Source organism: Sporolactobacillus kofuensis, from assembly GCF_024125425.1.
In the GTDB taxonomy this organism is placed as follows: Bacteria; Bacillota; Bacilli; order Bacillales; family Sporolactobacillaceae; genus Sporolactobacillus; species Sporolactobacillus kofuensis.
In genome coordinates this window covers 63,260-90,086 of record NZ_JAMXWN010000003.1, presented here as the reverse complement: position 1 = coordinate 90,086, position 26,827 = coordinate 63,260, and the positions used below count along the sequence as shown (strand labels likewise).

Genomic DNA, 26,827 nt, shown 5'->3' with positions numbered 1-26,827 from the left:
CACTCAGGAACCAGGAATCAACCTGCAAGAAAAAGTCGATCGACTTTTAGTGGAATTTTTCAGTTGGTATTTTAGAATATTGAGTTCATCAAATGTTGCTTTTATTTTTTTGGGAAATTGATTGTTTTGATCGTATATAAAAGAATTTAAAGGAAAAAGTCAAAATATGTTGGAATATTGGGACAAGTAGCAAATATTCCGCCAACATGGGGTTCGGATCCTGCAGCGATAAATATTATATATACAATTATTATGGTAATTATTGGTATTTCCGTTTGAGCAGTTGTAGCTTAAATATTACTAGACGAAAGAACAAAAAGATCAAGAGAAATTTCTTGATCTTTTTGTTCTTTCTTGTATTCTGTCAATAAAAAACGATTAAGAACAGAGATGAAAATGCTTGGAAAGCACGCCAATGTTTTTTCTTATATTAACCTTCCTTTCTCAGCGCCGTTTTCCAAACAATTATGTTCGCGATTAGCAACCCTACAATGTAGATCAAGAGCCCATATTCAGGAAACAGCCAATGGATCAAGGCATGTGTAGCCGCAAACAGGCCTGCGATCAGAAACAGAAAGAGAATCATATAATTTCCGGTAGTCGGCGCTGAATCAAAAGGCTCGGAAAAGGGGAGCGTGTCGTCCATGCAAAAGTGATAGCTGACCACACAAAAAATGGGAGCTGTAAGCAAAACGGCAATCAAATCCGGCAGAATACGCCACTGAAAAAGGAACAGAAAAAGCACTGATAAAATCAGAAATACAGGCAAAAAAAGCTCTGTAAGACAGGCCTTTAGCGCTCCGGAGAAGATGGCGGTTCGGTTTTTAATCGGCGTGGTGCCGTAGATCCAGGCACCTTTATAAGCGCTGGAGTATTTAAGCATGAACAGGGCAGTGGGAATGAGAAGCAGGCTAAAATAGACATAATAGTAACCTGATCCTTTGCTCACTTGACTCCATGTTGACCCGTTCAAGTTATTCAATAAAAAGATAAAAGGGAATACAAATGACATGCCCAATGATGGGTAGACCTTAAGCTTAAACATTCGGTCCTGTTTCATCATCAGTGATGCGAATCGGAAAAAGACCCGTTCTTCTTGACTACGGCAAAGCAAGTTACCAAACAATTGATTCATTCTGCCAAGCCGATGCCTACTTGCTCCTTCCTGCGCGGACAACTTGGCAATCGCAGTTTCAAAGGTTGCACTGAACTTTTGATAAATGAAGAACAGCACGATCGGCGTAACCAGTCCTAGAAGTGCAAAAATTGAGAGCGTTGCAGTGTGCCGACCACCAAGCATCCATTCAAACATTGCGCCGAACCAGAGCGGCGGAACAAAGAGTTGCCACCAGGAAAAGCTTATCGTGATGTTGGTCATCGTGACATCAAACGCACGGATCACCAGCTGATAGCCGATCACTACCATAAAGGAGAGAAAGATTTGCACATAATTAATGACATCCTTAAGGCGCTCACCATCAAAGAATTTAAGAACAATTAAGTAGATGAATGTGGTGCATGAGATGGAGATTAGGTCAATCAGGACAAGATTCAGCAGGAACAGCAATAAAAACAGCGGTCCGCTGCGCAGTAGCCCGGCGATTGCGGACGGCAGAGCGAGCGCACCGGTAAGAAGTATGAGGTAAATACAGACATGAACGGTTTTAGCTGCATGTAGCGTTTTAGCATCAATCGGTTTTGTTCGTAAAATCGATTGATCGCGGGTGTCCAGCAACACCGAAGAAAAATCGGCGATCATCGCAGTTATCACCATAAAGAGGATGATGCTGAAAGTAATACTCATTTTAAAGAGATAATGGGATCCAATGAAAGTTATTGGGACAATAAATAGCCCGGTTAGTGCATAAACCCAAAGTGATTTGAGAAACAGATTTCCTTCTTTATACTTCTTTCTCGTTCGTTGATTCAGTAAAACCGGTGTTCGTCGAGTATCCATTAGTAATTTTACGGCTAAAATTTTCCGCATCATCGTGTAATCGACACCAAGCCGTTCAAAAAGCCAACGCAGACGATCGAGCAATTTGAGAAAACGGATCTTTTCCATTCGTCACACCTCTTTGACAATGGAAACAAAGTCTTCAGCAATTTGTGCATGTTGATGAAAGCCGGTCAGCTGATTGAAAATCTCCTCCAATGTTCCTTCTTTATTTTGAGCTTTCAACTCTTCGAAACTTCCGTCCGCAGCAATTTGTCCGTCATAAAGGAGTACAATGCGATGGCTGATTTTCTCAACAATGTCCATGATATGAGAAGAATAAAAGATTGTTTTTCCTTGCTCAGCAAGCTGGGCAAGAATTTCCTTAAATACAAACACGCTGTTCGCATCTAGTCCGCTCAGTGGTTCATCAAAGAAGAGCAAATCCGGATTATGGAGCAAGCTGGAGATGATCAGCACTTTTTGGCGCATACCTTTGGAGAATGAGGACAGGCGCACGTCAAAAGCGTCAGCGAGCCCAAATTGATCCATAAGAAGCCGCCCTTTGCGTTCTGCTCTTTTCTCATCTATACCGTAGCAGCCGCCGGAAAACACAAGATACTCCCGAGCGGTCAGCATGTCGTAAACTTCCGCTGTCTCCGGAACATAGCCGATTCGCCCTTTGTAAGCAACACCGCTTTTACGAATATCCTCACCAAAAAGAGAAACTTTACCGCCATAGCCTTTCTGGAGTCCAAGCATAATACGGACGGTCGTACTTTTTCCAGCACCATTGGGCCCAATATAACCGATAATCTGCCCACGCAGGACTTCGAGGTTGATCCCTTTTAGAACGTCATGCCCTCCATAGCTCATCGTCAGGTCTTCCATAGATAAAATCACCGAATGCTCTCTGTCGATTGTCCTCATCTCCCGTCCAAAGTATCTACTACTAGATTATCACGTACAGGTCGCTATTTCCTCAAAAGACACAGTATTGCAAAAAATGCATGAATGATGACAAAGTCCAAGCATGACAGACTCTATTCTTTTATTAATTTCCCATTCGTATCATCGATTGTGTGTCACGGCTGATGCCCAATGCATATATCAATAGCAGAGCCCAATTCATTGGAGCAAATATGGCGAACAGTCATTGTGATGTTTCTGTTCTTCAATCAGCTTGATCCTGGACTTGGTTCGATAAGTCGGCGGAAAAGGAAACGAATGATTGATACATTTTTATTGCGTAAACCACAAAAAGGATGTGGTCATCGGTGAGCGAGCTCAAGATCGTGAACTGCAGCAAGTATTACAAAAAGAACGGTGAACCGATGTGCGCCTTGGAAGAGGCCGACATGCATGTGGAAAACGGCCGTTTTGTCAGCATCATTGGACCGAGCGGCTGCGGAAAGTCAACGCTCTTTAATATCGTGGCCGGACTCATCAGGCCGTCGAGCGGTGAAGTGCTTCTTGATGGGGAGGACATTACCTGTGAGAGCGGGCATGTCGGGTACATGTTGCAGAAAGATCTGCTGTTACCCTGGCGGTCAATCCTCGACAATGTCATTATCGGTCTGGAAATTCGCGGCGTCCCAAAAAAGAAAGCACGCGAACAAGCACTGCCCATGCTAAAAAATTATGGACTAGGTGGTTTCGAATACGATCACCCCGATGCATTGTCCGGCGGGATGCGACAGCGCGCCGGTTTGATCCGCACACTATTGTACGACAAAGATGTCATTCTACTTGATGAACCGTTCGGCGCACTTGATGCCCAAACACGCATGCAGATGCAAAATTGGTTGCTTCAGATCTGGAATGATTTCAAGAAAACAATTCTGTTTGTTACCCATGACATTGATGAAGCTATTTATTTATCGGATGAAATTTATGTCTTTACGCAGCGCCCCGGAAAAATCAAAGCAAAAATCGAGGTGGAACTGCCGCGCCCGCGCAGTGAAAAGACGCTAATGGACGACCAATTTCTGACGTTGAAAAGAGAATTACTTTTGATGCTCGGAGAGGAACGTGCATCATCTGAATAAGCCGGTACGATTATAGAACGGGCAAAAGGCGGAACGGAGGTGAACGTTATGCCGGAGAAGCTGAAAAACAAAGAAATGATCATTGAAGATCCGAGTGTTGCGCAAACAAAATTGCGACGCCGGGCCTTTGTCGGCCAGATCCTAGTCGGTGTGATTATCGTTTTCTTTTGGGAGTTCTTGACGCGGATCGGCTGGCTGGATAGCTATTATTGGAGCAGTCCGAGTACAATTGTCCGAATCGGATGGACAGCGATCACCCAGGGGACGTTGTTGCAAGATCTCGCCTATACCTCAGGATCCACTATTCTTGGTTTTATTTTAGGAACTGCGGGCGGCTATGTACTTGGCTTATCTTTTTGGTGGTCGGCACTTTATTCAAGAATTTTTGAGCCATATATGATTGCATTTAACGCCATCCCAAAACTCGCACTGGCACCGGTGCTCGTTATTATGTTCGGCATCGGTTTTGATTCGAAAGTGATCCTTGCTTTTCTTATGACGATCATTGTTGCTGCCATTGCAGCACATAGCGGCGTGCAGAATGTCGATCCCGATCTAGAAAAAATGCTGATTTCGCTTGGAGCGAAACGGCGCCATGTGTTCATGAAGGTGGTCATTCCCACCACGATTCCTTGGATTGTCAGCATTCTAAAAATCAATATTTCTCTGGCGCTCGCGGGTACGATCGTTGGTGAGTTTATTAGTTCAAGACAGGGGATCGGCCGTATGATCCTCTATGCCGGTCAGGTTTTGAACATTGATCTTGTTTGGGTCGGCGTAATGGTACTATCCATTCTGTCCGTCGTGATGTATTTAGGAACGGCTTGGCTGGAACATGTATTGATGAAAGGGAGAACCTCAAAATCATAATCGGAGGGAATAGTGATGATGAAAAAGATGAAATGGGCATTGAGCCTATTGCTGATGGCAGCACTTGTATTGACCGGTTGCGCATCGCAGCAAACGAAACAAAAAATGAAGAATATAGTGATTGCCGAACCTGTTCATTTGATTGCTTATCTTCCATTATATGTTGCCATTGATAAAGGCTATTTTAAAAAAGAAGGACTTAATGTCAAAACGATCACGGCAACCGGCGGTGCACATGTAACCTCTGTTGTCAGTGGTGACGCGTGGGGTGTTATTGGCGGACCGGATTCGAACCAAATTGCTAATAATAAGAGCAAGGATCCAATCACTTCGGTTGTTAATGTGGTAAATCGCGCAAATGTGTATCTCATGGCCAACAAAAAGCAAAAATTAATCGGAAACAGCAACAAGGATCTTGCCGAATTTATGAAGGGGAAGACGATTGCCGCCGGACGCTATGGCGGGAGTCCAAACTTGCTGACACGTTATTTATTGATGAAAGTCGGGCTGGATCCGAACAAAGATGTAAAATTAGATGAACCCGCAGATGCAGCAGCTGTTGTTTCACTCGTTTCGCAAGGAAAAGCAGACATGGCTAATGGCGCAGAGCCACAAATCAATGAGGGGATTAAGAAAAGTGCTTGGGGCGAACCCTTCTATGGCTTTCCAAGCCTCGGTGACTATGCCTACTCCGTAGTCAGTGTGAAAGCATCAACGATTAAAAATGAACCGAAAACCGTGCAAAAATTTGTGAACGCGATGCTTAAAGGATTGAAGGTTGTCAATGAGGATAAAGCCGAAGCATTCAAAGTATTGCAGAAAGAGTTCCCATCAACACCTAAAGCGAGTCTGAAAGCAGCGATGGATCGTGCATATAAAGATAATCTCTGGAGTAAGGACGGTTATATTACAAAAGCATCGGTTGCGAAACCGATGGACGTTTTGGAAAAGACCGGCATTTATACCAAAGGCTATAAATACAGTAAACTGGTTGATATGGAGTTTGTGAAAAAGGCACAAGCGCAAAATAAATAAACGGCAGGATAAACGACAACGTACGGATCATCCGCACGTTGTTTTTATGATATGTTCAGATCGTATATAATTTTGGACTATAATTGGGTGAAGGCGCGAGACGCCCGCGGAAAGCGAGTAATGAAGTGTTATTAAAGTACAAAGTTTGGTGAATTAACCGTATAAAGAGTGATAGCCAAGGACCGGGCTTAGCCTGGTTTCTCTAATTATGGAAATGCTCAAATCAAGCATTAACGTTGCTCGGATTTTTTACGCCCATGCATAGAGATACTGAACAAATACAGTTAACAGAAGCAGATAGCGCACAGTGAATGGAAAATTCCAATTGGAGAGGGTAAAGGGCTGCTCTTGAATCAAACTGGACATCATGCCGAGAGTTGCATTATATGGACCCATCAAAAAAGCAGGAATCGCTCCCCCCAACATTGCGATGGTGACTGCAATAGGTGCTTGTTGCAGGACTTGATCATGTAACGCCTCGGAAATCAGTGCAAGTCCAATTGCAGGATGGAGACCAATAAAAGCGAGTGCAAAAGGGATCAGAGGCAAGAGAATAAGAAATAGTTGCAATCCGGTGTGTTGAATTAGCGTGCTCACCCAATGACTAACGATGTCGTCTGTTTTTGATTGATGTAATGCGGTGATGAAATAGCCGGCCGTTAAGAAGATGAAAAATTGGTTTTGCATCTTGGGGAGATCGGTCTTAAAATGCATCCGAACACCGGAATAGAAATACTTGGTCTTGTGGATCATGAGACACCATAGATAAGTGAATGGCAGAACAGCTAAAGTGACCAGGAAGAGAAATGAATAGGAAGAAAAATGATCGAGCAGTGTAATCAAGCCATTCAGGATGAGTATGGCACATACTATGTGCAAGAGTTTCGCAGGTGCGCGCTTTTTCGAAGCGGTCGATCGTGCAACAGCATGGTCGATCACTCTTGTGTTTTGCTCTGTGTCTCGTTGACGGAAAATGATGCGAACGCTTAAATAGTCCAAAAGCAAGCCCGCGATACTTAAAAAAAGCAGGTGAGGAAGTATTGTTAAATAGGGGGTTCCGGTCATATAGAGTACGGTTCCGACAATCGGTGTGATGGGACTCCAGAGTAAAGGCATCGCGTAACCATGTGTGATCGCACAGCTAAGATACTTGTTTTGATTTGAAAAAGGAAAATGGCGGACTGATGAGGCAATGGATTGATAGGTCAACGGAAGCGCTGCTAAGTTCATAAACGAGCTGAACATAAAGGAAACACCGGATGCAAGCACATAGAACTGTTTGGGCTTATTCACCTTTTTATTGATCAGTTGTTCCATCTCATCCGAATAATGACCGAAACGAATCGGAAGGGACAATACAGGGATCAATGCGAAGAGCGCGATCATTTGGATCATCTCGCCGAAACATGTCACATAGTGAAAAGTACTGGCATGGCTGACCACAAGCATCAAACTTCCTGCAACAAGAAAAAGGCTACCGAAAACCAGAGCCAAGCCGCGTACGTTTCTCAAACCGACCAATACTGCAAGCATACAGAGCAAGGAAACAGAAGCTTTCAGATAAACTATATAGGGAAATAACGTTGCAAGTATGTAACTCAAAATGGCGAGTAAATAAATTGCGCGGCTCAATCGATTGCCTCCAATTCACAGCATGTGGGCGGTTGTTACGTGTAGAGAATGAACGAATCACTGCCCTAAATATGAGTGAGGCAGCATGAATAACTTGCGCAATATGCAAAAAAATACTACCGTGATTAGTAGATGGCAAGATCGAAATAAGAAATTATGGGGACGAGATGGGAATCTGAAGCTCCATAGAAAGTGGGTGGAGATAATGAAAATAAGGAAAGGGAATGCTGCTTTTATCACGGCAGTTGCGGCAGGAACGATCTTAAATCCATTAAATTCATCAATGATTGCCCTGGCACTTCATAGTATCCAAAAGGACTACCAACTCTCTTTTGCAACGGTGTCTTGGCTCATTTCCGGATTCTATTTAATCAGTGCGATTGGTCAACCAATTACTGGGAAAATGGGTGACCTTATCGGTAGGAAAAAATTGTTTCTGACGGGGCTAATTATTGCAGCGGCTGCATCTCTTAGTGCACCCATAGCCCCTACTTTTTCACTATTATTACTGATGCGATTGTTACAGGCGGCCGGAAGTAGCTCAGTCTATCCATCAGGTGTAGCGCTTGTTCATGATCATGTGCCCCATGCGAAACAAGCAACGTCACTTGCCGTATTGGCAATATGCGCATCCGTGATGACTGCATTCGGTCCAACGGTTGGCGGTTTTTTAATTGTTTGGGGCGGCTGGCAAAGTATCTTTTATGTCAATATTCCGTTCATCCTGTTTAGCTTCACTCTGGGCTGGATTATGATTCCAAAAGATGTGAAGAAGAAACCATTACACTTTAAAACATTGTTGGCAAAACTTGATTTATTAGGCATTGCACTGTTTTCAACAGGAATGATTAGTTTATTATGGTTCTTGCTCACATTGGAAGAATCCGTCAATTATATTATCCTTTCTGTTGCTGTTCTCAGTTTTATCCTGTTATGCGTATACGAATGGCATGCAAATCAGCCTTTTATTGATGTCCGCCTGTTAAAGAGCAACCACAAGTTGTCAATTGTCTATTTGCTGTTTATTTTGCTGAACATTGCTAATTACTGCCTTTTCTACGGAATGCCCAGTTATTTTCAAAGTGGCATGCATCTGAGTGTTCGACTAAGCGGAGCGATGATGCTGTTCATGTCTATGGCAAGCGTTATCGTTTCGCTCCTTAGCGGACGGTGGATTGAGCGTCAAGGAACATCGATGCCGATTAAGATCGGTGCATTGCTGACTGCCCTCGGATCGATTGGACTTCTGTGGGTATCAATGCAAACGTCTTGGTTAATTGGTGCTGTGCTTATGATTCTTGGTGCGGGTTATGGGATTGGCAATGTAGCGCTCCAATCAACGATGTTGGATGCATCTCCGAAAGATGCTGTAGGCACTTCATCAGGACTGTTTCAGACATGCCGCTATATTGGTTCGATCGGTTCAACTGCTGTGCTCGGCCTAATTTTTGGAAAAACGGTCACGCAACATCATCTTCTCGAGTTATCTTGGGTACTGGTTTTCGTGAGCATTCTTGCTCTTTTGATCAGCCTTTTCTTTTTCAAGAACATGCGTTTACATAAGAAGATCACCGAATAATTTAAAGAACTTAATAAAATCTACATAAATGGACAAATATACCAATAATGCCCTTGTTTTGCATAGAGATAGAAGGGACTGATCGTATTTGGGTTGGAGATTGTTGTTTGCTATCGTTACAGCTGTATGCGCATCTGCAAAGAGAAGAAATGTGATTCTTTGGTTTTTTGCGGGTTTCTTGTTTGAATGGGTTGCCTTAATTATACTTTTCTTTTTGCCAAAGGCGAATAGCAGTCGTCGGCCATTTAACAGGGGATGGGGCGGCGATGCGCATGTACATTGGGACAAAAAAGTGTCTCGATCCTGTCCGTATTGTGGTGGCTCTGTTGCTTTTGATGATATCCCGGGCAATTGGACCTGTCCAAATTGCGGACAAACGTTTACATACGGCACCGATGGTCACGTGTCTCGCATGCAAGATGATCGCCTCATGCCGCAAATTGAATGGATCGTGAAGCTTTTTGCCAAATTGGCGAAAAGAGATGGGGTTGTTTCTGAGAACGAAGTGCGTCTGGTTGACCAGCTGGTTCGCCAGGCGTTTCAACCCACAAAAGCACAATTGCAACAAATCATGAACCTTTTTAATGAAGCACGGTATTCAACTGAATCGGTTGAATCCATTGCACAGAATCTATATGCTTCGGTACGAGGTCGTCGGGACATTCTTGTTGATACACTGTCTGCCCTTTTGGCAATTGCTGCAGCCGATGGTGCAATTCGTCCGGAAGAAGAGCAAATGATTCGGACAGCTGCTGCAATTTTTGGCTTAGAAAATGACTATGAGGCAATAAAAGCACAATTTTTTGGAAGGTCTTCCAATACTACTTCACAATCAATGGATCTTGATGCGTGTTATCATCTGCTTGGTGGGCAACCTGAGGATACTGACCAAGTCATTAAAAAGAAGTATAGACAGCTGATTAGAGATAATCATCCCGATCGATTAATGAGTCAGGGGGCATCCGAAGCAGCAATCAAGGAAGCCAACTCTAAGGTTGCTGAGATTAAGCACGCCTACGAGCAAATTATGAATGCACGCGTGCATTGAAAAAATAGAGAGAAGGTAGAGATTAATGGACTTGGAACAAGTATGTGAGAAACTGCTCCTGAACTGTTTGGGATTGAAATCCGGCGAACAACTCTTAATTGTTACTGACGATTTAGAGCGTAATCTGGCGGAACCATTGTACTCGGCGGGACAAGCACTCGGTGCGGAAGCGATGTTGATGGTCATGAAAGCAAGAAAAAGATCAGGCGAAGAGCCTCCGGTGTCCATCGCAAAGGCGCTCGCAGCTGTGGACGTGGCGGTTTGCATTACTCAATTCTCAATGACGCATACAAAGGCAAAGAAGCAGGCCGCAGCAGCTGGAACGCGTATTGCGACCATGCCGGGAATCACGGAAGATATGTTTCGACAAGGTGCGATTACAGCTGATTATACAAAGGTTCGTACACTGACAACACGTGTGACTGAGCTGCTTGATCAAGGGAGCGAGGTAAGAATCGAAAAAGAGGGACATCCGTTTACCTTCTCAATCAACGGCAGACAAGGTGTGCCAAGTCCGGGTGTCTACCTTAATCCTGGCGAATCAGGAAATCTCCCTTCTGGTGAAGCGTTTATAGCACCGGTAGAAGGTACCGCTTCAGGAGAAATTTTCGTGGACGCATCAGTAGTAGGGGTAGGAAAATTGAGCAATCCACTGCTACTGACTGTGGAAAACGGCCAATTGATTCAGGCAGACGGTGAGGGAGACGCCGAGCTTTTGGAAATTCTCGGAGAAGGTAAAGGACGTAATGTCGCGGAATTTGGGATTGGTACGAATTTATGGGCGCGTATTACGGGAAACGTGCTTGAAGATGAAAAAGTGTATGGAACAACGCATGTCGCTTTTGGCAGCAATTTGACATTTGGTGGGACAGTCGATGCTGGTGTTCATATTGATTGTGTATTTACAGAACCGGATTTCTGGATTGACGGAACGAAAGTGATGGACAAAGGGCAATTAATTGTGTGATTTTGAACAGAATAACGGTAGTGGTTTTTGATGTTTGCCAGTAAAAAGAATTCAGTATGCCTTGCCCAAATTACATCGTTTTTGGCCTCTGTCATTTAAATGCAGGTGCTCAAAATTCAGTAAGTTGTACTAATAATGGCACTGAAATGTCGGAGGGTTAAACCATGCGCCATCAACCGTTACCTATAGAATTTTATCTTCAGCCGACACAACTTTTAGCGAAACAGCTGCTTGGTTGTCTTCTCGTCAAAGAGACGGATGAAGGGATTGCCTCAGGCTATATCGTTGAGACGGAAGCTTACATGGGTGCCGAAGACCGTGCGGCGCACAGTTTCGGAAACCGTCGGACAAAAAGAACAGAAATCATGTTTTCCACAGCTGGACATGTATACACCTTTACAATGCATACCCATACTCTTGTAAATGTAGTCAGTGGTCCAATAAATACACCTGAAGCCATTTTAATCCGTGCACTTGAGCCATGTGATGGCATCGACTTGATTGCCGCTCGTCGGGGCAAGAAAAAACCGGTGGAATGGACGAATGGTCCTGGGAAATTAACGGCAGCACTAGAGATCACGCAAAGTGACTATGGGCGCTGTTTTTTTGAACCACCACTTTATATTGCCCAGGGCTTTCACCCGAAAGATATTGCAAGTGGACCGCGGATCGGAATTGAAAATACAGGCGAGGCACGTTTTTATCCTTGGAGACATTGGGTTGCAGATAATCCTTATGTCTCGAAATCAAGGTAGTTTGTTTGTTAGATAATTTGACGCACATGAGACAAAAATCACTGATAATATCGGGAAAATCAGTGCTTAAGTATTTTTACAGAAAATTTTAAAATAAAATGCAAAACAGGTATTTACAACTTGATCGAATTCTGATAGTATCAGTGTCAACCACAAAAAGTCAGAAAACGGGAAGTGAGCATCATGGCACAAGTCATTAACAACATACGAGTCAAGGGCTTGATTCGAATTATTTTGCGATTGCGCACATGAAGGACTGAAACAACAACCATTGAATTAAATGGAATTGTTTGAGTCTAGCTTATCATCGTCAAAAATAGGCGCTCAAGCAATCGCAAAGGAGCGCCTATCCGAAAACGATAACGGATAGGTTTTTTTATTCAAATTTTTCTTGTTAATACGTAGTGTTCATGAGGTGTTTTAAACATCGTATTCTTCTTTAATGGTACTTTTTGTGGCAGAATATTTTGATTATTAAATTATTAGAGAAAAATTATTAAGGAGCGAAAAAAGGATGAATGCAGAGAGGAAACAGAAAATGAAGGATTATTTCATGGATCGAATGTATAAGGCTTCGGCGGGGATTGCTAATGCGATCTTGGTAACATTAGGTGTTGGGCTACTGTTTGAAACATTGGGCAAGTTTACTGGCTATTGGCCATTCATGGCTATTGGCGGAGCTGCTAAAGTATTGCTTGCGCCGGCAATTGGTGCGGGGATTGCTTATCAACTTCGTGCGAATACGTTAACCATGTTCAGTGCCATGGCCTGTTCGGCAGTTGGTGCTAATGCGATTCAGATTGTCCATGAAGCGCCGGTTCAACAATTTCAGATTGTTACAGGTCAACCAGTCAGTGGTGTCATTGCAGCTTTGATCGCGATTTACATTGGCAAAAAGGTTAGCGGGAAAACAAAGTTTGATATGATGGCGATCCCATTTTTATCGGTACTTGTTGGTGGTGTTTGCGGTTACGGGCTGGCACAAGTTGTCACACCGGCTCTGAATTGGGTCAGCGCACAAATCACACATTCTGTTCAAGGATCTCCGTTAATTTCGTCAATGGTGATTGCATTGGTGTGGAGTATCTTCCTTATGTCTCCGGCATCTTCGGCAGCTTTGGCAATTGCTCTTCAACTTGACCCGGTATCCAGTGCTGCTGCATTGATTGGCTGCACCGTGCAATTTGTTGGTTTTACGATCATGTCATTTAAAGAAAATGACTTTGGCGGTTTCTTTGCTCAAGCGTTTGTCACACCTAAAGTGCAATTCCCTAATCTCGTGAAAAATCCGAAGCTCGTCGTTCCACCATTCGTTGCAGCGATTGTGAGTGCCCCAATCGCAACCATGCTTCTTCATTTTCAGGTTCCGTACGAACTCGGCGGACTCGGCCTTAGTTCATTCATCGCTCCTTTGAACATATTGGCCATTCAAGGATTTAAAGGTCTGCTGACATTTATTGTTGCAGGTGTACTTATTCCTGGTGTAATCACGATCGTACTCTATCGTGTTATCAAACTTTTTGGATGGGTTAAAGCAGGCGACCTGCACATGGAAGTGCAGTAATAACACAGAATTCTTCATTATTATAAAGAGAATAGAAAATCTGACCGCATCGATCTAAGGATATCGCTGCGGTTTTTTTTTATGAGTAAAGAATTCGCCAACCAGTTTGTATGTTTAAATTGTTTCTCGGGGGGATAGGTTTAAGAAGGCGTGGTGCGAGACGCCTGTGGGAGTGCAGGCCAATGGCAAAGAAGATGCCACAGGCAAAAGTATGTCTGAGGAGGTTCCTGGACTGCTCACGGAAAGCAAGCAACCGAAGTGTCATTCAAGCACAAAGATTGGAGGGATAGCCAAGGGTCAGGCTTAGCTTCGTTTTTCTAATTTATCAAACGACATTCTGAGAAAAGCTTAACATATATACCCGTTTAGTCAGGGGTCTGCAACTTTTGAAGACCTATGTTAAAATGAACCAAGAAATGAAAAGGGAGTATGATCGTATGGCGAAATCGAAAGCGAAAACTAATGCAATGCGCCTTCTGGATTCTGAGAATATCCCCTATAAAGTCCAGACCTATGAAATTAGTGATGGACTTATTGATGGTCTATCTGTGGCAAAAAAGGTCGGGGAAGATCCCAAAAATGTTTTTAAAACACTTGTGACACAGGGACATAGCGGTGAATTTTTTGTGTTTGTCGTGCCGGTAGCCGAAGAATTGAATCTGAAAAAGGCTGCGGCAACGGTTGGTGAGAAAAAAGTAGAGATGATTCATGTGAAGGATATTCAGAAACATACAGGTTACATACGGGGTGGCTGTTCACCAATTGGAATGAAGAAACAGTATCAAACGGTGATTGATGCCTCTGCACAAGCCATCGACCACATTATTGTCAGTGGTGGGAAAAAAGGCTTGCAGATCATTTTAGAAGTAAATGATTTAGTAAAGGCCGCAGATGCTGAACTCGCGGACATCACACGGTAAATTTAATAAATCCAACTCGTTGGAATCAAAAATGTATAGGGAGCTGTAAGAAAGGCGAAAACCAGCGCCACTCTTGCGGCTTGTTTTTTTGAAAGGGGGCCACTCAAATAGAGGCGATCAAGCCAATAGATAATGAATCCGGAAAGAACAACGGCGAGAATGAAGAATAGGATGCTTGTCGGCGAAGCATAGATAGAAAAATAATTCACGAGATTTGTTTTCATTTTCAAACTGATGGCACCGGTAAAGGTCAGGAATAACGAACCGGCAACATCAGCGACAAGACCGATTAGCCAAAGCGAAATGAACATGTTTAATCCCTGACGCCAAGCGACAGGGATACTGAAAAATTTGATGGCTAATATGAAGACGAGCATATCAATCAGCAGATTAGCTAATGATGCAAAACCAAGAAGTGGCGGAAAGGAATAAAACATAAAGACAGGGAATATCACATGATGCACGAAAAGCGGTGCGTTAACCATTTTCTTTTCCTTCTTCCGGCGTAATAGAAACTGAACGACAAAAAATCATATTAATGAGTGATACTAGATGGAGAACGCAATTTTTTAATAAGAAACGATCATATAAGTAAACGCGTGAACATTAATTAATGATTTTATTATTGGAATAAATACCTTTAATTTCTTCGGGTGATTTTCCACGCACGAGCATACAGAAATTTTCATACCCGATCTCTAGGTGGGCATTCATCAATTGTTCAAGAGCACGCAAACCTTGAGGATGCTTGTGAATTTTTTCAATTTCATTTTTGTAGAGATCAATGATCGATCTCTGAACGAAGTGAGGGGCATAATGCGATGCAAATGCATCTTTTCCAAGCATTAGACCGCATAAGTATTCATATTTAAATTGCAGTTGCCTTGTAAAATTTACAAGATGCAACAGACGGTAGAAAGTATTCGGATAACTTTCTTTGAAATTCTCAATGGCAGTCTGTGCTTTTCTAAGATCCTGAATACTGCTTATTGTTTTCATGAAATGGACCCCTCCTCGTTAAATGGATCTTCAGAAAAAGATCCTAATTCAATTATATGTCTTCGCCGTAAATACTGAAACATTGTTTGTCCGGATTTGAACAGCGATTTCAAGAAAGCGTTTGCTTTTTATGCGTTCTCTATATTTAAAGCGTTTAGGCTCAAGTCTTGGAAAACGATGGGTCAAACGCCTTTCCGTTATTGATCAATACTCTTTAAGAGTAACGCTTTTTCTTTCACCTGTAAAATGATTCTTTACCATAAAACAATCTCACGCCCTGCCTTGCATCGGACTACGCGAATAGTATCTCTAATTTATTGGTACCTAAACGGATGTATGAGATACATTCTGCGCAGGGATAGAATATAATTAAAGGAACATGTTACGATGATATCTAGGACTGTGCGGATATTGAAGTTTTAGCTGGTGCATGTTATAGTTATAAATCAACAAAGAACAAATTATTACATGAAAGCCAAACTTTAAAATAACATAAATATATACATTTGTCAATGGTTTATGAGGCGTAAATAAATAATTATTTACGCTTATACAGAAATTGATGATGTCAGAGCGTTAGCGTTGGTGACTAGACATGTTTTATGCTGATTAATAAATAAGAGGTGTTCGGTATATGGTTCGGAGCGAACGACGACAAGAACAAGAACGCGTCAATGAAGTGGTTGAAGTTATTGGAGGAAAAATTGAAACAATAACTGGAAAAAAGAGCAACGTGAAGAAAGGAATTGTTGATTTACGCAAGAATTTTTGGGAAGACGTAACGGTCAATCTCGATGAAAACGATGATGTCTATGAGACGCAGGCAAGTATAAAACAGCAAGCGGAATTATTGTCTGAGCGCGAACGCAGACATGGTCTAATGAACAAACAACTAAAAACATTATTTAGACTCCAGGATGCGCCTTACTTTGGCCGAATTGACTTTTGTGAAGAGGATGAAACGAAATCAGAGCCTCTTTATATTGGTATCGGATCACTTATGGATGAAAAGAATGAGGATTTTCTGATCTATGACTGGAGAGCGCCAGTCGCAAGCATGTATTATGATTATGCTCCGGGTCCTTCCAAATACGCTTCTTTAGATGGTGAAGTACGTGGAAATATGACATTGAAACGTCAGTTTATTATCCGAGAAGGCAAAATTAAAGGCATGTTCGATACCGGCCTTACTATTGGCGATACTCTGTTACAAGCGGTACTTGGTGGAAGAGCATCATCACATATGAAAAGTATTGTAGCCACCATACAAAAAGAACAAAATCAAATTATCCGAAATGAATCGGATCGGTACTTAATCGTGCAAGGAGCAGCGGGAAGTGGAAAAACATCAGCAGCATTGCAACGCGTTGCCTTTCTCCTCTATCGTTATCGAAAAACGTTGAGATCCGATAACATGATGCTCTTTTCTCCAAATCCACTATTTTCTAGTTTTATTTCTTCTGTTTTACCTGAATTAGGTGAAGAAAATGTTGTACAAACCACCTTCAAAGATTTCATTGAAGAGCGTATAGGCAGAGATTTGCAATTGGAAAACCCTTTTGATCAGACAGAAACGTGTTTGACCATGCCGGAAGGAGAACAATTGAAGACGAGGATTGCAGGCATACGATTTAAGGCCTCACTCAAATATAGAGAAATGATCGATCATTGGCTTGAACACTTAAAGGTGCAGGGCATGAGCTTTCGCGATGTGACTTTCCAGGATCGAATAATTGTTTCCGGAGCAGACATTGGTAGCTATTTTTATGCGCTTCCTAATGAACAGACATTATTGAATCGATTAGAACAAGTACGTGATTGGTTGCTCCGCCGTATCGCAGCATTTTCAAAGAAGGAACGAAAAGCGGACTGGGTACTCGAAGAGGCAGAACTTCTCGACAAATCGGATTATGCCAGCATCTTTGAATCATTGCAGCAGAAGAAGCAGTTTAGTGAAGAAACATTTGATGATTATGATCGGGAAGAGCAGCTCCTGCGTAAGATTGTCATGAATCGACGTATTAAGCCACTGCGCAGAAGAGTGAAGCAGCTTGAGTTTGTTAATTGTCAGAAGGTATATAGTGAAATTTTTTATCAAGAATATGCAGACGAGTCGGTACCGGATCGTTGGACAGATATTTGCCGAGCAACACGCATGAGGTTTGAGGAGGGGGATTGCCCTTGGGAAGACGCCGTTCCTTATCTATATATGAAGGAAAAAATTCAGGGAAGAAAGGGAAATCAGGAAATTCGTCATTTGATTATTGACGAAGCCCAAGATTATTCACCGGCTCAACTGGCCTACCTCCAGGCTGCTTTTCCAAGATGCAGGATGACCATTCTTGGGGATATTAATCAGGCCATCTATGCACAGAGTTTGGGCTCGGATACAATGTTGTCTGAACATCTTTATGAAAAGGATGAAGTGAAGAAGTTAACTTTGATGCGCAGTTATCGCTCAACGAAAGAAATTATGAATTTTTCACGTGTTATTGTTCCGGGCGGCGATAATATCCAGCCATTTGAACGCAGTGGTAAGCTTCCGGAATGGATTGATACTACAGAAGCCGGAAAGCCAAAAGTTATTTTTGATAAAATTCAGAACTTCAAAGCAAACGGCTATGAAACGTTCGCTTTGATTGGTAAGACAATGAAGGAATGTAAAGAAGCTTATCGGCTACTTAAAAATAAAATGGAAGTCAAGTTAATCACACAGGCGACGTATCAATTTGACAAAGGATTTATCATCATTCCTACTTATCTTGCAAAAGGCATTGAATTTGATGCAGCCATTATTTACGATGCTTCGCGAGATAATTATAGTCGTGAGCATGAACGTACTATCTTTTACACGGCCTGCACTCGGGCGATGCATGAACTGGTGTTGCTTTCGAGTGGCGAAGCGAGTCCTTTTCTTAACGATGTGCCAGTGGAACATTATCTACACACTCAAGAAACCGACTGAGGCACAAGGGGTTTGTAACGATCGGAGCGTTGAGTGGTTGTTCCATTTAGGTACGATGGACGAGCTTTATGCATGTGACTGGTTGACGCTTAGTGCGGCCACGGCCATCGGGCAATCGAGGTTTAATCAATGCGAAATACGGACTGGGCGATTTTTGCCCAGTTTTTCAGTTGTATGAAAAATATGGAAAGAAGATAGTAACATGGAAAAATAAGCTGATGCCATCACGGATGGCCAGCTGTACATAGATGATCTTTCATTGGGGAGGAAATAACAGAGATGAAGAAATACCAGGCGGTGATTTTTCTTGTACTCGCTAACTTATTCTGGGCGGGAAATTATGTGTTTGGAAAGTATGTCGTCAGTGATATGACACCGGTACAGATGACTTTTGTACGGTGGCTTTTAGCCATAATAATTTTATATCCATTGGCTCAAATGATTGAAAAACCAACATGGCTAACGATATGGAAACGCTGGAAGATTCTTCTTGTTCTTTCGATGCTCGGAATCGTTGGTTATAACATTCTTTTATATGAAGCACTACGCTATACTACTTCGCTGAATGCAGCATTGGTTAATTCCATTAATCCGGCCGTCATCGCTATTTTCGCTGTTTGGTTTCTGAAAGAAAAACTTTCGGTCATGAATAGTCTCGGCCTTATTCTTTCATTAATCGGCGTATTGCTTGTACTGACACAGGGTGCGTTGCTTCAGGTGTTCAGCATCCACTATAATCATGGGGATTTACTGATGCTGGTTGCGATCACGGTATGGACCTTTTATACATTGATCGGGAAAAAGCTGAGTGATATTCCACCGATTGCGGGTACAGCCGTATCCGCCACAATCGGGTTGATTCTGCTCCTGCCGTTCTTTCTCACGTCTGGATTCTCAGTTCATCTTAGTAGAAACGCAACATTAGGCATTGTCTATATTGCTTTATTCCCTTCCGTGTGTTCGTTTATATTCTGGAACAGTGCGATTCGGGTAATCGGTGCGAGTAAGGCGGGCATCTACCTTAATTTACTGACTGTTTTTACTGCATTAATTAGTTTGTTACTGGGTAACCCGATCACATTACCGCAATTAGCAGGAGGCGTGCTGGTCATCATTGGAGTGTACTTGACTAATAAAAAGGCGAAGACTAAAGAGACCCTTTCTGCTAATTAAGCGGGAAGGGTTTTTATCCCATTATAAACGCTTTTCATCGCTGCACTGGTTCTGTTCTGTATTGTTCATTCATCTGTTTGCATCTGAGATTCATCTACAGAAAGTCTGTAGGATACGGTGGTGCCGAGTCTAACGGTACTTTGGATCATCAGCTCAGTTCCATAATAGTGTTTCAGCCGTTCATTGATGTTCTTCAGACCGACACCGCCGCTTCGTTCTTTTAACAGAAGCTGCTTTATCTGTTTTTCATCCATACCAACCCCATTGTCCGATACAGTTACCAAGTAGCTGGCGCCTAACAGGGGTTTTACGGAAAGCGTCAAACGACCGCCTGCCTTCTTCTTGGCGATCCCGTGCCGAATTGCATTCTCGACCAGCGGCTGAATCATGAGTGGAGGAATTGGAAAATTAAGCGAGTCATCCACGTCAATCACTGCATCAATCCGATCCTGAAAACGCATTTTCTCAATCGTCAAATAAGATCGGACAAGGGACAATTCCTTTCTTAATGTGCTCATGGCCGATGTGTTTTGAAAGTCAAAGCTGCCACGCAGATAGGCAGCAAATGCAGCAGTCATTTCGCGTGATTTCTCAACGTCCTCATAACTGAGCGCGATAATTGAATTTAACACGTTGTAAAGAAAATGTGGACGGATTTGCGACTGAAGAAAAGCCACTTCCATATTGGTCGCCTGACCAGCTGCCTGTTTCATCAAGATTAGTCCGCGAATACGTGCGGAGAATTCTGAAAAATTGTAGGGCTTTTGCAAAATATCATTTGCGCCGGATCGAAGCGCATAATGCTTGTCGCCATTGATAATCGCAGCCGTCAGCATCAAGACAGGCAAGTCGACCAAACTGTATTGTTCACGAATTTCCCGGCAGACATCAAATCCGGACAGGCCTGGCATCATCAAATCGAGAATTACAAGATCCAGCTTTTCATGCTTTACAATGTTCAGTGCTTCTGAGCCGTTTTTGACCGCCACGACATTGTAAGGAATGCCTTCAAGCATGTCGATCAGAATCTTTAGATTCTCAATATCGTCGTCAACGACCAAGATTTTTGGTGCTTGAACAGTAGGGGAAAGGTACGGAGTTACAAGATTGTCGACGGTAGTCGACACGTCCGATTGGTTTTCGAAATCCGCACTTGGGACGCGGACGGAAGCACCGGGAGCTACGCCTTGATCTGGGTTAAAAAGCGGCATTGTAAAATGAAAAGTAGAGCCAACCCCGACTTCTGAGTCTAACCAAATACGTCCCTTCTGAATTTCAACGAGCTGTTTGACAATATTAAGTCCCAGGCCGGCACCTTCACTCTGATTCAATCTCTCTCTCCGTTCAAAGGCATTGAAAATCGACGCCAACTCGGAATTGGGAATGCCTGAACCCGTATCAGCAACTCGTATTTCGACTTCATGTTCAAGCAGATCGGCGCTTAATGTAATCTGCCCGCTTTGCGTGTACTTGACGGCATTGTCGACAAGATTATTCAGAATTTGCCTGAATCGATTCTCATCAGCGTGAATCAAAGGTAAGTCCGTTGGAATTGTATTGGATAGGGACAGCCCCTTCTTTTCTGCAGTCAGCTTATAAAAAGCAAGCTCTGTAGTTACCGTAGTCGCCACATCTAAAGGAATCAAGTTTATTCGTAAATTTCCTTGTTTGATTTTTTCTAAGTCAAGAATATCATTGACGAGCGCGGAAAGACGATAGCTGATGCGTGTGATCATTTGAAGTTTGTCCGCCTCGTCGCTGATCGTTCGGTTACGGCTGCCTGCAAGCAAAGTCTGTGCGGTATTAATAATTCCATTCAGCGGGGTCCGGAATTCATGAGAGGTCTTTGCGATGAACTCATCTTTTAACTGATCATTTCGAATCAATTCTGCGGCTAAGGATTCACTGCGTTTAAACGCAATAGAGAAGCGCTTGGACATCACCAAAGAGAGCATAAGTAGAAAAATAAGTGAAGAGACGGAGTAGATGGAACTCAGTACTTTGGAACTGTATATGTTGATCGTAGCAATAATGACGAACACGCTCATCGCAAAAGCACCGATCGTTAGATAGATACTTCCTTCTACTTTGTTAATGATTGCAAGGACGAAGATATAGGATGCATAAAAGATCGTACCAATGGCCAGAACAGTATGAAGCAGCAATTCAATAGGCGTTAAGCGATCAAAAGGAAGAAAATCGAGAGAAACGGTTACGAGCGCCCAGACAATACTTACTTTCGTCACGAGTTTGGACACGAGTTTCGGATAGGCATAGTAAAGATAAAGGAAAACGGAAAGACTGATCGCGATTGTGCTGAACGATTCAATAATGGTGAGGCCACCTAGAGAAAGATTTGGGAAGAAAAGATAAATCACGCGGCCCTGGCTGATCCATGAAATGACGACGGCAAAAAGTAAGCAGAAGCTCGAAAAGAAAAGTAAGTGAATATCCTTTCGACGTTGGAAATAATAGCCAAAAAAGTAAAGACTCATAAAGAAAAAGGAAATGATCATCAGCATGTCGTTGAACAAGATGATGTCATGGCTATAAGTAATCTTACTTTGTATACCCATAAAAATAGGTTTAGCGATGCCGAAACCAGCAGATCCATCCGCTCGGGAGGTCTGGACAATGAGTTCATTGAGGCCTTTTTTTATCGGAAAGTAAGTGACATAAGGGCGGAGGGAAGGATATTCGCTGTTTCTCAATGCAGGTTTGCCACTTTGCCCGATTAATCTGCCATTCATATAGAGCCGATTGGTGCTGTAAATGGCGGTTGTGCGAATCCCCATCATTTTTCCGCCCTGCTTAGAGCGGATCAACAGACGATAGGTCCCCGAAGCTAAATGCCTTTTGGGATCCTCTTTGAGTGACTGATTTGGAACGACTGTTAATTGGGCATTCTTCCCGTTGCCATTCTCAATACTTTTTGGTGTCAGCAGTTGATTCGGATAAAATGTCCACATACCGTTTAAAACGGCATTGCCGCCTTTTTCAAAATTCCAGTGCGTAAGATCGAGGATCCCATTTTTCGCAGTCGGTAAGTTGTCCTCGTAATCGTGATTCCATGAAATAAAGATGCAAGAAAGACCTATATAACATAATAGGACGATAAAAAAGGAAAATAGGCGCTGCACTGCGAGGTCACTCCCAAAGTCATTCGAATACCTGTAATTCTATCAGTTTCAAAGTGGAAATTGAATACAAGAAGAGCCTTTTGTATGATCTTGTCAACGGGACTCATGGTATAATTAGGGTAATGAACTGAAATTTTAGGATATTTGCTGAAAGGGGGGCGGAGTTGTGCGTGCATTTGTGGTGGATGATGAAGTGCTTGCCTGCAAACAGTTGAAGAAGATGCTTCAAGAAATCGATCAATTTCAGGAGATTCACACATTTACTGATTCTGAAGTAGCACTTAATGAAGCGAAAGCCCTTAAACCCGACGTCGTTTTCCTTGATATAGAGATGCCGGCACTCAGCGGGATCGAGTTGGCAGAAGCGCTTCAAGCCGATGATTCACCGATCCAAATCGTATTTACAACGGCCTATGATGAATTCGCCATTAAAGCATTTGAGCTTAATGCAATCGATTATTTGCTAAAGCCAATTCTAAAACAGCGTCTTGAAAAGGCGGTTGTACGGCTGATGAAAAATATCAATGCTGAACGAGCAGATAGGGAGCAGTCAGAAAACCAGTTTGGTATCGAGTGCTTTGACAATCTTAAATTTTATCAGATTGAAAATGGTGAGAAATCATACATACCTGTCAAATGGCGCACATCACGGGCACGTGAACTCTATGCTTATCTCCTTAAAGAACACGGACGTTTTGTCAACAAGGAACGCCTGATCGACCTCCTATGGCCAGGTACAGACGATGAAAAGGGGACCACACAGCTCTATACTACGATCTATCAGATTCGTAAGTTGATGGAAAAATTGCCTCTGAAGCAACGCATTATCAAAAATGATATCGGTTACTCTCTTAATATCTCAGAAGTTACTATTGATGTCGAACAATGGAAAAGAGATTTAGACAGTCTTCCGCCTCTTGATCAGTTCGGCTATCAAAAACATATCCAGTTGTTTCAAGCCTATAAAGATCATTACTTTAATGAATACGGCTTTCTCTGGGCAGAGCCGGAACGGGTCCGACTGTCGCAGCTCTGGCTGGAACATGCGTATTCACTTGCAGAATTTCTGAGCCGAAATAATATGAAGACGGAAGCATTAAACGTTTGTCAGCAAGTCGTACGCATTGAGCCTGAGGATGAACGCAATATGAAGATGATGATCAAGCTTTATAATGAAATGGGCAACGTCGACGGAGCCATCCGTGTCTACCAACACTATAAAAAAGTAAAAGATGCAATGAATTGATCTTCTACCGAAGAAGATTTCAATAATATAAAGTTAGAGGAATGCCGTGAATCCAAACAGGGGGACTCTTGGCTTTTTTTGTATGTGAATTTTTTTTACGAAATGCATCTGTTTGACAATTTCTGCTATTCGTTCAGAAGTTGTCAATGCCTGGTTTGTTGCGGTACGGTTGTTTGCAGCCGGTGTCATTGGCTTTTCCAAAAGAAAAAGAATAAGAAATCATGAGATTGGTGATCTAAGATAACATTCAGTACCCGATCATGGTAAGATTTGATCAGGTGCTATTTATTGGCTAAAGGCGGGATAGATGTTGTGGCGAAAGATTTTGATCGTTGTACTGATTACAGCAGGGCTACTTATGATTGCCTCTCCATTCTTAAAGGAGCGCTTGATCGGTTTCCTGAGCACGAACAATAATTCAAATAGGTTAACAGCTGCTCAACTCGATAAGAATAATCAACGCGATGCATCCTATGATTTTAGAGCTATTCAACCTCCATCTTTCTATGAGACTGTGAAGTCAAGTATGGGTGATTATTCCAGATCAATCATTGGGCAAATCCAAATCAAACGCTTGGGAATTAAATTACCCATCCTAAAAGGGACCACGACGTCTCATTTGCTTGTTGGGGCAACAACGATGCGTCCGGATCAGGAGATGGGCAAAGGGAATTATCCGCTCGCAGGGCATCATATGCGCCGAGAAAGTTTACTCTTCGGACCGTTAATGCATGCGAAACTTGGCGACAAAGTCGTTATTACGAATTTAAAAAAAGATTATATTTATAAAGTCATCGAAAAAAAAGTTGTACGTGAGACTGAGGGTAATGTCATTGATCAAACAAAGGATCGCCGGATCACGCTCATAACTTGTGACAAACCAACACGAACACCAAAACGTTTGATTGTCATTGGGAAATTATTGGGCGTCACAAATCATTAGGCAGAGCGGTTCATCATCGTCGGCTGTTTGAACATAAGAATTTCTTCTCTTTGTAGAGAATAAAAGCATTAATAAGATAGGATGGTATTCTTGAGTATTCTTGACGTGGAAGATTTATATAAAACGTATGGCACACAAACATTATTTAATCATCTATCATTTTCGATATCCGAAGGTGAACGGATCGGTTTGATCGGGGTTAACGGTACAGGAAAATCAACACTATTGAATGTTTTAGCTGGTAAAGATTCGGCAGAAAGCGGATCACTTCGCCATGCAAATGCGTTCAAACTCGCTTATCTGCCGCAAACGCCGACATTTGACCAGGGTGAAACGGCTCTGGATTATATCTATGCAGGTACTTCACCAGTTATGGTTGCGCTGCGTAATTATGAACAGGCACTTGCCAATTTGGAAAAAAATCCATCGGATCAGCGTTTACAGGCAAAATTGATGGACCGTCAACAACAAATGGATGCTGCAAATGCATGGGAAGCTGAGGCAGCTGCAAAAAGTATTTTAACTCGGCTAGGGGTTCATGATTTTCAAACCCCTGCTAATACATTTTCCGGTGGGCAAAAGAAAAGAATTGCTTTGGCGCGTGCGTTGATACAACCAGCGGATTTACTCATTCTTGATGAACCGACAAACCACTTGGATAATGATGTGATTGACTGGTTGGAAGAAGCACTGAACCAGTATCCCGGTGCGCTACTCATGGTGACGCATGATCGCTACTTCTTGAACCGGGTCACACGTAAGATCTTTGAATTAGACCATGGGGAGCTCTATGTTTATGATGGAAATTATGAATTGTTCCTTGAAAAGAAAGCTGAACGAGAGGAACAAGCAGCGGCTGGGGAAATGAAGCACCAAAATCAACTGCGCCGTGAACTCGCTTGGCTTAGGCGTGGTGCTAAAGCGCGCTCCACAAAGCAAAAGGCTAGAGTGGAACGCGTGCACGAGTTACAGGAACACAAAGGTCCCGAAATAAAAAAATCGGTAGACCTTGCAATGGGTACTACACGATTGGGGAAGAAAGTGATTGAAGCCAAGCAATTGTCAAAAGCATTTGGGACCTCCCATCTCATTAATCACTTTGATTTACTGATCACGCCGGGTGAGCGGCTTGGTATTATTGGGGGCAACGGTTGTGGGAAATCGACGCTGCTTAATCTGCTGGCGAAACGGATACAACCGGATTCTGGTACTGTAGAAATCGGTGAGACGGTAAAAATTGGCTACTATACTCAGGAACATTTGGAAATGAATGAAGAATTGACTGTTATTGATTATATTAAGGAAGCCGCTCAAGTATTGAGAACTTCGGACGGCCAGCAAATCACTGCAGAACAGATGTTGGAACGTTTTCTTTTTTCCCGCCCAAGGCAGCGCACGTTTATTCATAAACTCTCCGGCGGTGAACATAAAAGGTTATACTTGCTTCGCATTTTAATGGAAGAGCCTAATGTACTTTTCTTAGACGAGCCAACGAATGATCTGGATACAGAGACCTTGTCAATTCTTGAAGACTATTTGCTTCAGTTCCCTGGAACAATTTTAACTGTGTCGCACGATCGTTATTTCCTTGACCGGATTGCAGAGCGTTTGATCGCATTTGAAGGGGACGGGGTTATTCGCCGATTTGAGGGAAACTACAGCGCGTACATGGATGAACGGAAAAAAGAGCAGGCATCGGCTGCAAAACTAAGGGCAGAGAAAAAAGATCTCGTTCAAAAGAAGCCGGCTGCCAAAAAGAAAAAACTCACATATAAAGAGCAGCAAGAATGGAACGGGATTGAAGACCGAATCGCATCGCTCGAAGAACAAGTGGAGCAGTTAAAGAAAGATATTGGTCAGTCAGGAAGCGATGCCGGCAAGGTTCAGGAATTGTATAAAAAGCAGCAAGAAACCGAAGCAGAACTGGATCAGGCAATGGAACGATGGACCGAGTTATCGCTTAAAGTAGAAGAAATCGAGAATCAATAAGTGTAGTCAAAGAGCAAA

The 26,827-nt window shown here is 42.7% G+C and carries 21 protein-coding genes; 15 read left to right on the top strand and 6 right to left on the bottom strand.

The features are described 5' to 3' along the window. Positions 1 to 430 precede the first annotated feature (430 nt). A complete protein-coding gene (locus NIE32_RS03280; RefSeq protein WP_253052984.1) occupies positions 431 to 2,065 on the bottom strand; it encodes a hypothetical protein in 1,635 nt (544 codons plus the stop codon). 3 nt (positions 2,066 to 2,068) lie between these two features. Beyond that, positions 2,069 to 2,827 carry an ABC transporter ATP-binding protein gene (locus NIE32_RS03275; RefSeq protein WP_253052982.1) on the bottom strand — a complete coding sequence of 253 codons (759 nt, stop codon included), beginning with the start codon at positions 2,825 to 2,827 and terminating at the stop codon, positions 2,069 to 2,071. Positions 2,828 to 3,213: 386 nt separating this feature from the next. Here NIE32_RS03275 and NIE32_RS03270 point away from each other — a divergent pair, with 386 nt between their 5' ends. From NIE32_RS03270 to NIE32_RS03260, 3 genes are read left to right on the top strand one after another with little or no spacing between them, the layout of a single operon-like run. Continuing rightward, on the top strand, positions 3,214 to 3,984 hold the full coding sequence (locus NIE32_RS03270) for an ABC transporter ATP-binding protein (RefSeq protein WP_253052981.1): 771 nt from the start codon (positions 3,214 to 3,216) through the stop codon (positions 3,982 to 3,984). Between the two features lie 48 nt (positions 3,985 to 4,032). Next, on the top strand, positions 4,033 to 4,854 hold the full coding sequence (locus NIE32_RS03265; protein ID WP_381451662.1) for an ABC transporter permease: 822 nt from the start codon (positions 4,033 to 4,035) through the stop codon (positions 4,852 to 4,854). An 18-nt stretch (positions 4,855 to 4,872) separates the two neighbouring features. Next, positions 4,873 to 5,889, top strand: a complete 1,017-nt coding sequence (locus tag NIE32_RS03260) for an ABC transporter substrate-binding protein (protein WP_253053278.1) — start codon at positions 4,873 to 4,875, stop codon at positions 5,887 to 5,889. Between the two features lie 249 nt (positions 5,890 to 6,138). On the opposite strand, the gene NIE32_RS03255 is transcribed toward NIE32_RS03260, so the two are convergent. Then, positions 6,139 to 7,521 (bottom strand): hypothetical protein, encoded by a 1,383-nt coding sequence (locus NIE32_RS03255; RefSeq protein ID WP_253052979.1) that lies wholly within the window; start codon positions 7,519 to 7,521, stop codon positions 6,139 to 6,141. 205 nt (positions 7,522 to 7,726) lie between these two features. On the opposite strand from NIE32_RS03255, the gene NIE32_RS03250 reads away from it, so the two are divergent. The 6 genes from NIE32_RS03250 (at position 7,727) to ybaK (ending at position 14,354) form a co-directional block, all read left to right on the top strand. Further along, positions 7,727 to 9,100, top strand: coding sequence for an MFS transporter (locus NIE32_RS03250; RefSeq protein WP_253052977.1), 1,374 nt, complete (start codon positions 7,727 to 7,729; stop codon positions 9,098 to 9,100). Positions 9,101 to 9,188: 88 nt separating this feature from the next. After that, positions 9,189 to 10,148, top strand: coding sequence for a TerB family tellurite resistance protein (locus NIE32_RS03245; RefSeq protein ID WP_253052975.1), 960 nt, complete (start codon positions 9,189 to 9,191; stop codon positions 10,146 to 10,148). Between the two features lie 25 nt (positions 10,149 to 10,173). Next, positions 10,174 to 11,115: an aminopeptidase gene (locus NIE32_RS03240; protein ID WP_253052973.1), complete on the top strand. Its 942-nt coding sequence runs from the start codon at positions 10,174 to 10,176 to the stop codon at positions 11,113 to 11,115. A gap of 164 nt (positions 11,116 to 11,279) precedes the next feature. Further along, the gene (locus NIE32_RS03235; protein WP_253052971.1) at positions 11,280 to 11,870 is read left to right on the top strand and encodes a DNA-3-methyladenine glycosylase; all 591 of its coding nucleotides are present in this window, start codon (positions 11,280 to 11,282) and stop codon (positions 11,868 to 11,870) included. A gap of 514 nt (positions 11,871 to 12,384) precedes the next feature. After that, on the top strand, positions 12,385 to 13,434 hold the full coding sequence (locus NIE32_RS03230; protein ID WP_253052969.1) for a PTS sugar transporter subunit IIC: 1,050 nt from the start codon (positions 12,385 to 12,387) through the stop codon (positions 13,432 to 13,434). A gap of 437 nt (positions 13,435 to 13,871) precedes the next feature. Next, a complete protein-coding gene (gene ybaK / locus NIE32_RS03225) occupies positions 13,872 to 14,354 on the top strand; it encodes a Cys-tRNA(Pro) deacylase (RefSeq protein WP_253052967.1) in 483 nt (160 codons plus the stop codon). A 2-nt stretch (positions 14,355 to 14,356) separates the two neighbouring features. Here the strand turns inward: ybaK and NIE32_RS03220 are convergent, their stop codons facing one another. Then, positions 14,357 to 14,839, bottom strand: a complete 483-nt coding sequence (locus NIE32_RS03220) for a hypothetical protein (RefSeq protein ID WP_253052965.1) — start codon at positions 14,837 to 14,839, stop codon at positions 14,357 to 14,359. A gap of 121 nt (positions 14,840 to 14,960) precedes the next feature. Next, the gene (locus NIE32_RS03215; RefSeq protein WP_253052963.1) at positions 14,961 to 15,353 is read right to left on the bottom strand and encodes a hypothetical protein; all 393 of its coding nucleotides are present in this window, start codon (positions 15,351 to 15,353) and stop codon (positions 14,961 to 14,963) included. 634 nt (positions 15,354 to 15,987) lie between these two features. Between NIE32_RS03215 and helD the strand changes: the two genes are divergently transcribed. Together helD and NIE32_RS03205 are read left to right on the top strand one after the other, a co-directional pair. Continuing rightward, a complete protein-coding gene (gene helD / locus NIE32_RS03210) occupies positions 15,988 to 18,318 on the top strand; it encodes an RNA polymerase recycling motor HelD (RefSeq protein ID WP_253052961.1) in 2,331 nt (776 codons plus the stop codon). Positions 18,319 to 18,597: 279 nt separating this feature from the next. Continuing rightward, positions 18,598 to 19,491 (top strand): DMT family transporter, encoded by an 894-nt coding sequence (locus NIE32_RS03205; RefSeq protein WP_253052959.1) that lies wholly within the window; start codon positions 18,598 to 18,600, stop codon positions 19,489 to 19,491. Between the two features lie 65 nt (positions 19,492 to 19,556). Here the strand turns inward: NIE32_RS03205 and NIE32_RS03200 are convergent, their stop codons facing one another. Then, the gene (locus tag NIE32_RS03200) at positions 19,557 to 22,631 is read right to left on the bottom strand and encodes an ATP-binding protein (RefSeq protein ID WP_253052957.1); all 3,075 of its coding nucleotides are present in this window, start codon (positions 22,629 to 22,631) and stop codon (positions 19,557 to 19,559) included. 166 nt (positions 22,632 to 22,797) lie between these two features. On the opposite strand from NIE32_RS03200, the gene NIE32_RS03195 reads away from it, so the two are divergent. The 4 genes from NIE32_RS03195 (at position 22,798) to NIE32_RS03185 (ending at position 26,809) form a co-directional block, all read left to right on the top strand. Beyond that, on the top strand, positions 22,798 to 23,877 hold the full coding sequence (locus NIE32_RS03195; RefSeq protein WP_253052955.1) for a response regulator: 1,080 nt from the start codon (positions 22,798 to 22,800) through the stop codon (positions 23,875 to 23,877). A gap of 112 nt (positions 23,878 to 23,989) precedes the next feature. Then, on the top strand, positions 23,990 to 24,121 hold the full coding sequence (locus NIE32_RS14180) for a hypothetical protein (protein WP_290443417.1): 132 nt from the start codon (positions 23,990 to 23,992) through the stop codon (positions 24,119 to 24,121). Positions 24,122 to 24,187: 66 nt separating this feature from the next. Next, positions 24,188 to 24,820: a class A sortase gene (locus NIE32_RS03190; RefSeq protein ID WP_253053276.1), complete on the top strand. Its 633-nt coding sequence runs from the start codon at positions 24,188 to 24,190 to the stop codon at positions 24,818 to 24,820. Between the two features lie 90 nt (positions 24,821 to 24,910). Next, on the top strand, positions 24,911 to 26,809 hold the full coding sequence (locus tag NIE32_RS03185; RefSeq protein WP_253052953.1) for an ABC-F family ATP-binding cassette domain-containing protein: 1,899 nt from the start codon (positions 24,911 to 24,913) through the stop codon (positions 26,807 to 26,809). The last annotated feature ends 18 nt before the right edge of the window (positions 26,810 to 26,827 follow it).